Annotated in this window: 9 protein-coding genes; all 9 read left to right on the forward strand. The window is 41.4% G+C overall.

The genetic code is table 11. From position 1 onward, the window contains the following. The first annotated feature begins 11 nt into the window (after positions 1 to 11). Positions 12 to 899, forward strand: a complete 888-nt coding sequence (locus ACKVDP_RS09025) for a fructose bisphosphate aldolase (RefSeq protein ID WP_409228497.1) — start codon at positions 12 to 14, stop codon at positions 897 to 899. 177 nt (positions 900 to 1,076) lie between these two features. Then, on the forward strand, positions 1,077 to 1,652 hold the full coding sequence (locus ACKVDP_RS09030; RefSeq protein WP_409228498.1) for a TetR/AcrR family transcriptional regulator: 576 nt from the start codon (positions 1,077 to 1,079) through the stop codon (positions 1,650 to 1,652). A gap of 199 nt (positions 1,653 to 1,851) precedes the next feature. Continuing rightward, entirely contained in the window at positions 1,852 to 3,711 is a 1,860-nt protein-coding gene (locus ACKVDP_RS09035; protein WP_409228500.1) for an aldehyde ferredoxin oxidoreductase family protein, read from the forward strand. 160 nt (positions 3,712 to 3,871) lie between these two features. Then, entirely contained in the window at positions 3,872 to 5,452 is a 1,581-nt protein-coding gene (locus tag ACKVDP_RS09040) for a transporter substrate-binding domain-containing protein (RefSeq protein ID WP_409228501.1), read from the forward strand. Beyond that, complete coding sequence (locus tag ACKVDP_RS09045) at positions 5,445 to 6,785, forward strand: sigma-54-dependent transcriptional regulator (protein ID WP_409228502.1); 1,341 nt, start codon at positions 5,445 to 5,447, stop codon at positions 6,783 to 6,785. The genes ACKVDP_RS09040 and ACKVDP_RS09045 overlap by 8 nt, the downstream gene beginning before the upstream one ends. Before the next feature lie 253 nt (positions 6,786 to 7,038). After that, a complete protein-coding gene (gene gltS / locus ACKVDP_RS09050; RefSeq protein WP_409228503.1) occupies positions 7,039 to 8,277 on the forward strand; it encodes a sodium/glutamate symporter in 1,239 nt (412 codons plus the stop codon). 57 nt (positions 8,278 to 8,334) lie between these two features. Continuing rightward, on the forward strand, positions 8,335 to 9,234 hold the full coding sequence (gene ftcD, locus ACKVDP_RS09055) for a glutamate formimidoyltransferase (protein ID WP_409228504.1): 900 nt from the start codon (positions 8,335 to 8,337) through the stop codon (positions 9,232 to 9,234). Positions 9,235 to 9,324: 90 nt separating this feature from the next. After that, positions 9,325 to 9,888: a cyclodeaminase/cyclohydrolase family protein gene (locus ACKVDP_RS09060; RefSeq protein ID WP_409228505.1), complete on the forward strand. Its 564-nt coding sequence runs from the start codon at positions 9,325 to 9,327 to the stop codon at positions 9,886 to 9,888. A gap of 37 nt (positions 9,889 to 9,925) precedes the next feature. After that, positions 9,926 to 10,504: a HutD/Ves family protein gene (locus tag ACKVDP_RS09065; protein WP_409228506.1), complete on the forward strand. Its 579-nt coding sequence runs from the start codon at positions 9,926 to 9,928 to the stop codon at positions 10,502 to 10,504. The last annotated feature ends 99 nt before the right edge of the window (positions 10,505 to 10,603 follow it).

Genomic DNA, 10,603 nt, shown 5'->3' on the forward strand with positions numbered 1-10,603 from the left:
GGAGGTATATTATGAATGAAAATCAAAGAGATGTAATGAAGAAAGGAAAAGGTTTTGTAGCTGCACTGGACCAGAGTGGTGGAAGCACTCCAAAGGCCTTGCTGGGCTATGGGGTGACTGAAGACAAGTATAGCAGTGATGAAGAGATGTTTGATCTGGTTCATGAAATGAGAACCAGGATTATGACAAGTCCAGGCTTCAACTCAGAATATATATTGGCAGCCATTCTTTTTGAACAGACAATGGACCGTAAGGTGGAGGGCTTGTTTACGGGGGATTATTTATGGGAGAAAAAGGGAATAGTTCCAATTCTTAAGGTTGATAAGGGACTGGCGGATGAAGAGGATGGAGTACAGCTTATGAAGCCAATTCCAGAGCTGCGAGAGCTGTTGGATCGAGCTGTGGAGAAAAACATTTTTGGCACCAAGATGAGATCGGTGATAAAAAAGGCCAATCCAGAATCCATTAAAAGAATCGTTCAGCAGCAATTTGAAATTGGAAATCAAATAATGGCAAAGGGACTGGTTCCGATTATTGAACCGGAAGTGGACATCAACAGTTCAGATAAAAGGGAATCTGAAGAGATACTAAAGAAAGAAATCCTGGAACACTTGGATAGTCTTTCTGAGGGACAAGAGGTTATGCTAAAGCTTTCACTGCCTAGTGTGGATGGTTTCTATAAAGAACTGATTGAACATCCAAAGGTCATGCGTGTAGTTGCATTGTCAGGTGGTTATAGCAGGGAGGAAGCTGTAAGACTCCTGTACAATAACTCAGGCCTGATTGCAAGCTTTTCAAGAGCCCTGGTGGAAGGTCTAAGTGTTGACCAGAGTGAGAAGGAATTCAACGATATGCTAGTAAATTCAATTACAGAGATATACAAGGCCTCAATCTCTTAGAAGATAAACCTGGAGAGTTGAATAACATTGATTTTTATTAGGGCGGGTAGCCATATTATGGTACCCTGACTTAGTTTTATGTGATAATATTTAGGTGGAATAATAAGTAGCCAAGCGATTTTCAGAACTAAATGAAGATGGATAAAGGATTTATTCATAAGTCGGGTAGGTGAGTTTATGAAGGCTGACATGACAAAGAAGGTTTTAGCTCAATCTGTTAAGGAATTAGTTGCCAAAACTCCACTTGAGAATGTAAGCGTCAAGGATATAACTGATAACTGCGGGATGAGCAGGCATAGCTTCTACTATCATTTCAGGGACAAGCAAAATCTTGTGTCCTGGGTATTCAAGAATGAGGTAATGGTAAATCTCGAGCAAAAATGGCCCAGGGATATCTACAGGGATACGGTTGCATTTTTTTATGCAATTGAAAAGGACAAGGATTTCTATATTAATGCCTTTAAGTACGAAGGGCAGAACAGTCTCTCCGATTTTCTGTACAACTGGAATCGGAAGGACATGGAGTCCTATCTTTGTAGATTTGCAGAGGAGAATCATCAGTACAAGGAACTTCTTGAGGATGAGTTCAACTTCACCTTCGTAGTGAACCTTATGGCACATACTCTGTCTGGTCCGGCAATTGACTGGATAAGAATGGGGATGAAACCATCTGCAGAAAGTGCCACAAGGGTTATTGCAAATGTTCTGTCTGATTTCCTTCCTAATTTTCTTAAAGAAACATATAAAATGTAGTTGCAAGAATTAAAGAATTTAAAACCCTTGGGGTTGTTCATGGTATTGATAACTTTGAACAAACCCAAGGGTTTTGTACACATATAGATCTATGTACAAAACTTAGACACTGAGAGGATTTTGTAACAATTGAAATCCAAAAATAGGAGTATAATTTAAATAAGTTGGAAAATTATGATAATTGTAGAGGAGGATGGATATGCTATACGGTTATGCTGGAAAGATGCTATTTGTAAACCTTACAGATGGCAGCATTGAAGAAAAGGAATTGTCAAAGGAACTGGCTGAGTATTTTGTAGGAGGTTATGGATTTGGGGCTAAAATCCTCTATGAGATGATGCCTGCTGGAGTTGATCCGTTGGGTCCTGAAAACGTAATGGGCTTTATTACAGGACCAACAAGCGCAACAAAGGCCTTCTTCGGAGGAAGATACACAATTGTACATAAGTCTCCTGTGACTGGCGGATGGAATGACGCAAACTCCGGGGGCTACTTTGGGCCGGAGCTCAAGAAGGCAGGCTATGATGCCCTCTTTATAAGTGGTGCAAGTGAAAAGCCAGTCTACCTCTACATCAAGGATGGCAAGGTTGAAATAAGGGATGCTTCAGGTCTTTGGGGAATGGATTCAAAGGAGGTCTGGGAGGCACTCAAGAAAGAGACTGGCGAGCCTAGGGTCAGAGTAACAGCAATAGGACCACCTGGAGAAAAACTGGCACTTATTTCTTGTCCAATCAATGATGGCCATCGTGCTCCAGGTAGAGGCGGTGGAGGAGCGGTAATGGGTTCCAAGAAACTCAAGGCCATCGCCGTTAGGGGAACAGGCGAAATACCTGTAGCCAACCCCGAAAAGGTTCTTGAGATCAACAAGAAAATCGGGGATTTCATGAAGACCAGTGACATGGCACAAGCCTTTGGTACCTTTGGTACAGGCGTTGGGACAGCCGCATCTGCACTCAGCGGAGATTCACCGGTTAAAAACTGGGGTGGTGTTGGCATTGTGGACTTCGGTGAAGAAAATGCCGAGAAGGTAACTGCAACCACAATAGACAAGTATAAGACCAAAAAATATAATTGTTCAGCATGTCCATTGGGATGCGGTGCAGAATACACCGTGAATGAAGGAAGATGGCCAATGGAGAATACTGAGCGGCCTGAGTACGAGACAACAGCTGCATTCGGAAGTACATGCCTATGTGGTGAAGCCGATGCCATACTCAAATGCAATGAGATCTGCAACAGATATGGATTTGACACAATTTCAGCTGGAATGACAGTTGCCTGGGCAATGGAATGCTATAACAACGGAGTCTTAAGTAAGGAAGAGCTTGATGGAATAGACCTTACATGGGGCAACGGCGAAGCAATGGTAGAGCTGCTTCAGAAAATGGCAGATGGTGAAGGTTGCGGAGCGGTCCTTGCAAATGGTTCAGCCTATGCTGCCAAGCACTGGGGAAAAGGAGAGGAGCTCCTTCAGACTGCATCAGGGATAGAGCTGCCCATGCATGATCCCAAGTATGCACCGGGGCTTGCAAGAACCTACAAATATGACCCAACTCCAGGAAGGCACGTAAAGGGAGGTCTTGGACTCATCCAGATGATGAGTACTGACCCCAGCAAGTATAACTATGAGGATACAGGGCAGACTGACTTGGGGTTTACAACAAACACCGAGGTTATGAATGCCAGTAGCTTATGCGTGTTTAATGCGTATGCTGCTCCTCCTGAAGCACAGAATGAATTTTTGACTGCCATAACAGGGATTGAGTATGACGAGAAAAAAGTACATGAGACTGGGTGGAGAATCTATTTGTTGAGACATGCGTTCAACCTGAGGGAAGGACTCAAGCCATCTGACTTTACAATGACAAATAGAGCTGTTGGAGATCCTCCACAGACTGCAGGACCTCTGGAAGGAATAACTGTGGATGAGGAGAAACTTAGCAGGAATTTCTTTGAAGCTGCAAGAATTGATATGGAAACTGGAAAGCCTGATAAAGAGATCCTTGAGGAGTTGGGACAACTGGATGAACTGGTAAGGGATATTTACGGAAGTAAATAGAAAGAGATACTCACATTTGAATATGCAAAATCAGCAGACCTGGAGTATGGTCTGCTTTTTTTGGCACTCTAATTTCCACATATCAACTAAAAGATGCTATAATACAAAGGTCTGGAATTTATAGAGATGTTAAATATATTATCTTAACAGGGAGACTCTTATGAAGAAAGTGATACTAATTTTATGTATAGCATTGGGATTAATTTTTATCCAACCATCTTATGGTTTGGCACAGGTCTACAGAGTTGCTGGTGACAGTGATTTCCCACCCTATGAATACGTTGATGATGAGGGGAATTTCAAAGGTTTCAATGTAGATCTCCTAAAGGCAATAGCCTTAGTCACAGGAATGGAATTTGAGTTCATGCCTATGAAATGGGAGGATGCATATGTTTCAGTGCACCAGGGAAAGGCGGATATTATTCAGGGGATGAAGGAATCTGATGAAAGAAGGAACAAATTCTTATTTTCCGAGTCCCTGCTGATGAACTCCCAGTCCATATTTGTTCTGGATGAGAATACTGATATAAGGAACGAAAATGACCTTGCTGGAAAACTTGTTGCACTTAACAAGGAGGACACGGTTCTGGAGGAGATAAGTGGTATAAGGGATGCAAAAATAATTGAATACGAAACCCTGGGAAAAGCCCTGGACAGCCTGTTAAGTGGGGAGGTGGATGCGTTGGTTGGAAATACACTGACTGTGAATTACCTTTGCAAGGAGAAGAATTCAATTGAGCTTGTAAAGATTGTCGGGGATTCGATCAACGAGCAGAAGTACTCAATTGCGGTACATAGGAACAACACGGAACTTATGAAGAAGTTAAATGAAGGCATTATAGAAATCCAGGAAAATGGCATGTATGACTCACTATACAGGAAGTGGTTCGGGACGCCTATCAAGAACACCAAGACAAATTATGAGTTTCTTTGGAAAATGACCCTTGGATTGATTGGTGCCTTGATTGTGCTGATATTAATAATCAAAAGCGCAAATGACAAGCTCAAAAAGGTTATCCATGCAAAGACAGAGGAGCAGAGGGCTCTGATGTATGAGCTGAGACACTACGATAAATTGCAGTTTATGAACCAGATAATTTCATCAATTGCCCATGAGATAAGAAATCCTTTGACCTCAATCAAGATATATACAAACCAGATTCGGGACAAGCTGGACAACAGGGAGTTTATGCTCGCAGCATCTGAGGATATTCCCGTTGAGATCGACAGGATAGACGGTTTGATCAAGGAGTTTATGGAATACACTTCACCCAGGAGACCGGTTATTTCAGATATAAATCTGTACGATGAGATCATGGGCTCCATCAAGCTTGTTAAGTTTCATATAAGCAATATAAGGATTGAAGTGGATATTGAAAGGTCATTGTTTATAAAATTTGACATGGCACAATTTAAGCAGGTAATAATTAACATCCTCCTAAACAGTAATGATGCCGTTAGGGATGCGGAGGAGCCTTTGATAGAAATATCAGCATTTGAGGATGGAGATTTCATTGAAATTTACTTTAGGGATAACGGATATGGAATGAATCAGGATAAGCTTCAGTATATCTTCGAGCCCTTCTACACAACAAAGGAATATGGGAATGGAGTGGGAATGTTTGTGGTAAAGCAGATAATAGACGACAACGGTGGAAGCATTTTTGCTGAAAGCGGAGGAGAAAACAAGGGAATGTATGTTAGAGTAAGGGTGAAAAGGGGTGAGACCATTTATGAATAAACTTATGATTGTGGATGATGAGCCTAAAATTCTTAGATCCCTAAGGTTTCTGCTGGAGGATGAATTTCAGGTATATACAAGTGAAAATTCAAAGGATGCGCTAGATATATTAAGGAACGAGGAAATCAGTTTGGTTCTTTTGGACCTAAGGCTTAGGGATGAAAATGGTATTGACCTAATGAGCAAATTTCTTGAAATTGATCCAAAGGCCATAATCATAATCATGACTGCCTATTCAACCCTTGAAAACTCCATTAAAGCCATCAAGGCGGGAGCCTATTACTTTATCACCAAGCCCATTGACAATGAACAACTTAAGCTTCTACTTAATACAGCCAATGAAAAGTTGGATATGATGAAGAAGATCAATAGCCTTCAGGGTCATATCAGAAAGGACATCATAGGTAATTCCGTTAGGATAAGGGAAATCAACGAGATTATAGACAGGGTGAAGGATACCAACGCAACAATTCTCATAACAGGTGAAAGCGGTACGGGCAAGGAATTGATTGCACAGAAAATCCACGGAACCAGCAACCGTGCAGACAAACCGTATGTTGCCATAAATTGTGCTGCCATGCCTGGGGAACTGTTGGAAAGCGAGATGTTTGGATATAAGAAAGGGTCATTTACAGGTGCCCAGAAGGATGAGATGGGAGTAATAAGAAGAGCGGACAAGGGAACCCTGATTCTGGATGAGATTGGTGAAATGGATCTGAGGCTGCAGTCGAAGCTGTTGAGGTTTCTGCAGGACAAGGAGGTTAGGCCAATCGGTGATGCAAGTAGCTATCAGGTGGATGTACGCATAATATGCATAACAAACAGGAATCTCAAAAAAGAGGTTGAAGCCGGAAACTTCCGTGAGGACCTTTACTATAGAATCAATGTAATAAACATAGTCACCCCTCTTTTAAGGGAACGGATTGATGATCTTAGGTACCTGGTGCCGTATTTCATTGACAAGTACAATATCTCTTTTGACAAGAAAGTAAATGGAATTACTGATGACGCCTTTGAAATTCTCAGCAACTACAGCTTCCAGGGTAACATCAGAGAGCTTGAGAACATAATCCAGAGGGCGGTTCTGTTAAGCATCTCAGACTACATTGATTCGGACTCATTGCATATAAGCCCGCAGAAACCACTTTTTCGGACAGAAAAGGCAGATGATGAATTCCTAAGAATATACAAGGGTGAGAGCATGAAGGAGATTGAGAAGAAGGTGATTGAATTTGCCCTTGAGAACAATAATGGAAACAGAAAATGGACCGCCGACAGCCTAGGAATCGGAGAAAGAACTTTAAGATATAAAATAAAGGAGTACAATCTTTAAAAACAACCCTGCAAATTTTGCGCCCTGCAAAAATTGCAGGGTTGTTTTATGCACAAAATGTAGTCTGCTTTATGTTCTCCTACTAGAAAATCAGCAATTTAGACATCCTATCTTAAACCAATAAGTTGGCATGGCTCTTGCATTTGAATAAGATTGAAATCATTTAATATTTTGTAAATTTGAACGAGGAGGGTAGAAGTTAAATTTCAGTACGAATACATACTTAAATTAAACTTAAAACTAGGAGGATGTCATGAACTTTGAAATTATTGATGGTATTTCAATGATTAATGTAAATTCTGCAGTCACATTGGCTCTTGCTGCATCATTATTGCTTTTGGGTTATTTTGTGAAGAACAAGGTTACTCTTCTGGACAAGTATTGTATCCCTGCACCGGTTATTGGGGGATTCATATTTATGTTTATCACTTGGATAGGTCATCTGACAGGAGCATTTGCATTTAGCTTTGACAACATATTCCAGAACACATTTATGCTTGCCTTTTTTACAACTGTTGGACTAGGTGCCAGCTACAAGCTTCTCGTAAAGGGTGGGAAATTACTTATTGTATATTGGCTGATTGCCGGCTTTGTTTCTATACTTCAAAATACTTTGGGAATAGGACTTTCCAAGGTTTTGGGACTTGAGGCTCCATATGCACTTCTATCAAGTGCGATTTCAATGATAGGTGGGCACGGAGCAGCTCTTTCATATGGTACCACCTTTGGTGAAATGGGGTATGAAATCGCACCACTTGTTGGTGCGGCGGCAGCAACCTTCGGTCTTATTTCTGCTGTACTAATAGGCGGGCCACTTGGTAGAAGACTTATTGAGAAGCATAATCTGAAGCCTGAAGAGGATTCTGCATTTGATTCGTCAGTTACAGATATCAACGTAGCGACCGGTGAAAAACTTAGCTCACTTGATATCATGAAGAATGTATCTGTAATTTTCATTTGTATGGCCTTTGGTACTATTATTGCTGGATGGATTGGAAATATTATCAACATGGGATTCCCAACATATGTAGGTGCAATGTTTGTAGCAGTTATAGTCAGAAACCTCAATGAAAAGCTGCACCTGTACAGGTTTGACTTTGGACTTGTTGATGAAATAGGTAATGTAACCCTTAATATTTACCTTTCACTTGCTCTAATGACATTGAAGCTTTGGGAACTGTCAGGACTAATCGGTGGAGTGTTCGTTGTAGTTATGTCACAGGTTCTTTTGGTTTCACTTCTAGCATACTTTGTTGTATTCAGAATCCTTGGAAAGAACTACGATGCGGCGGTTATGTGTGCTGGACTTTGTGGTCACGGACTTGGAGCAACGCCCTCAGCAATAGTCAACATGACAGCGGTAAATGAGAAGTATGGCATGAGCAGAAAGGCGATGATGATTGTTCCGATAGTAGGAGCTTTCTTGGTAGATGTTATCTACCAGCCACAGACAATATGGTTCATAAAAACATTTGTTGAAAACTTGATGTAAATCATTTAGATTATAGATAGAAGGCATTTTATTTCTAGAAAACAATAGGAGGCTATTATGAGAAAATTAATGGAATGTGTACCAAATTTCAGTGAAGGAAGAGATCTGGAGGTTGTTGAAAAGATTATTGATGAAGTGAGAAAGATTGAAGGCATAACAATTCTTGACTATTCATCTGACAAGGACCACAACAGATCAGTCCTGACAATGATCGGTTCACCTGAGAAGATCAAGGAAGCTGCTATTAACACTGCAAAGAAGGCAGCAGAGCTTATTGACATGTCCAAGCACGAGGGTGCTCATCCAAGAATGGGAGCGACTGATGTAATTCCATTTACACCTGTATCAAATGTTACCATTGAAGAGTGCAAGGAGATAGCAAACGAAGTTGCTGCTGAGATTGGAAGCTGGGGAGTCCCTGTGTACATGTATGAGGATTCAGCTACCAAGCCAGAGAGACAAAATCTTGCAAAGGTCAGAAAAGGCCAATACGAGGGCTTCTTCGACAAGATCAAGGAGGAAGAGTGGAAGCCTGACTTCGGACCTCAGGAGATGAATGTAAAGAGCGGAGCTACAGCAGTTGGAGCAAGGGTTCCTCTTGTTGCATTCAACATAAATCTTGATACTCCGGATGTAGAGATTGCAAATGCAATCGCGAAGAAGGTTAGACACATCGGTGGTGGACTTAGGTTTGTAAAGGGAATTGGCCTTAAGCTTGAGGAAAGAAATCAGACCCAGGTTTCCATGAACCTTGTAAACTACGAAAAGACATCAGTTTACCAGGCTTTTGAGATGGTCAAAATGGAAGCAAGAAGGTACGGAGTCAATGTTGTGGGTAGTGAGGTTATCGGAACAATTCCGATGAAGTCACTTCTTGATGTTGCCGAGTACTACCTGCAGATAGAAAACTTTGGAATCGACCAGATTCTTGAGAAGAGACTTCTGGACGAACAATAAAAACACAGAGCTTTACAGCTAATGGGTTCGAATTGTGCGAGCCCATTAGCTTAGGGATAATTGACAAATGTGTAAACAGGAGGTAGTAAAATGGATTATAAGGATATTATGGAGCTGATTTTGGATACTGATGATGTTACAGTTGGAGGAGGAAGTGCTTCGGCACTGTCTGGAGCCTTGGCTTGTGGATTGATAGGGATGGTCTGTAAGCTTTCAACAAAGAAGGATTATGGAATTGCACCTGAAAGACAACTGGAAATAGCCAAGGAACTAGAGGACATCAGGGACAAACTATTGAAAGGTATAGTGGAGGATGCTAACGCTTACGGGGTTATTATTGACGCATTCAAGCTCCCTAAGGATACGGATGAGGAGAAGGAGACCAGAAAAAGGGCAATCGCCAATGCTGGAGTTGTGGGAGCCACGGCGCCAATGGAAAATGCAAAGCTTTGCAAAAGGGTCTACGAAATCGGAATCGAGCTTGATGGAAAAACAAATCCAAACTGTCACTCTGACCTTGTTATAGGTTATGAACTGGCCAAGGATGGAACAAACGGATGTATTATGAACATTGAGGCAAATCTTCCACTGGTTAAGGGCGAAGAAAATATCCAGGAGTTCAACAAGGCAATAGAAGATTTGAAGATAGACTAGGGGGAAGACCCCAACAAGTAAAGGTCAGGTGCAAAAAATGAGGGAAAAGACGATCACAAAAGATGATTTCATTACAACTAAATGGGCTGGAGGAGAAACCATCCAGCTGGCAATCTATCCTGAGGATGCTGTTTTTGCAGACAGGGACTTCCTGTGGCGTATATCATCTGCAACCTTTACGGGAACAGAATCCACATTCTCGGACTTCAGCGGATATCAAAGGTACCTGCTTCCCTTGGAGGGGGGGCTTTCAGTATCCCATAAGGGTCTTTATTCAAGGAAGCTTGAGAAATATGATGTTGAATACTTTGATGGGTCATGGGAGACCACTTCGGAGAATTCACTGGATTGCCGTGACTACAACTTTATTGTAAGAAGCTGCAGAAGGTCAAAGCTTCAGGTTCTTCATGAAGGTGATGAGATCAGGCTAAAGTCAAATGAAATAGTTACCCTATTCTCCGCCCAGGATTATGAGATAGAGCTTGGGATTGAGGGAGGAACAAGAAGTATTAAAGGCTTTAACCTTTATATTATGGAGATCGAACAGGACATTAAGTTAAGGATGACCAGCGCATCGGAGCCTGCGATACTGACTGAGTTTCAAAATGATAAATAAGAGTAATGGAAAATCATAAAATACTCCTTGATAATTATTTGATACGGTAATATAATAAATGAGCAAATTGCATAATCTAAAACTGTTGAAATGACTAAC

The sequence above is a fragment of the Gudongella ferriphila genome (assembly GCF_046224405.1).
Taxonomy (GTDB): domain Bacteria; phylum Bacillota; class Clostridia; order Tissierellales; family Tissierellaceae; genus Gudongella.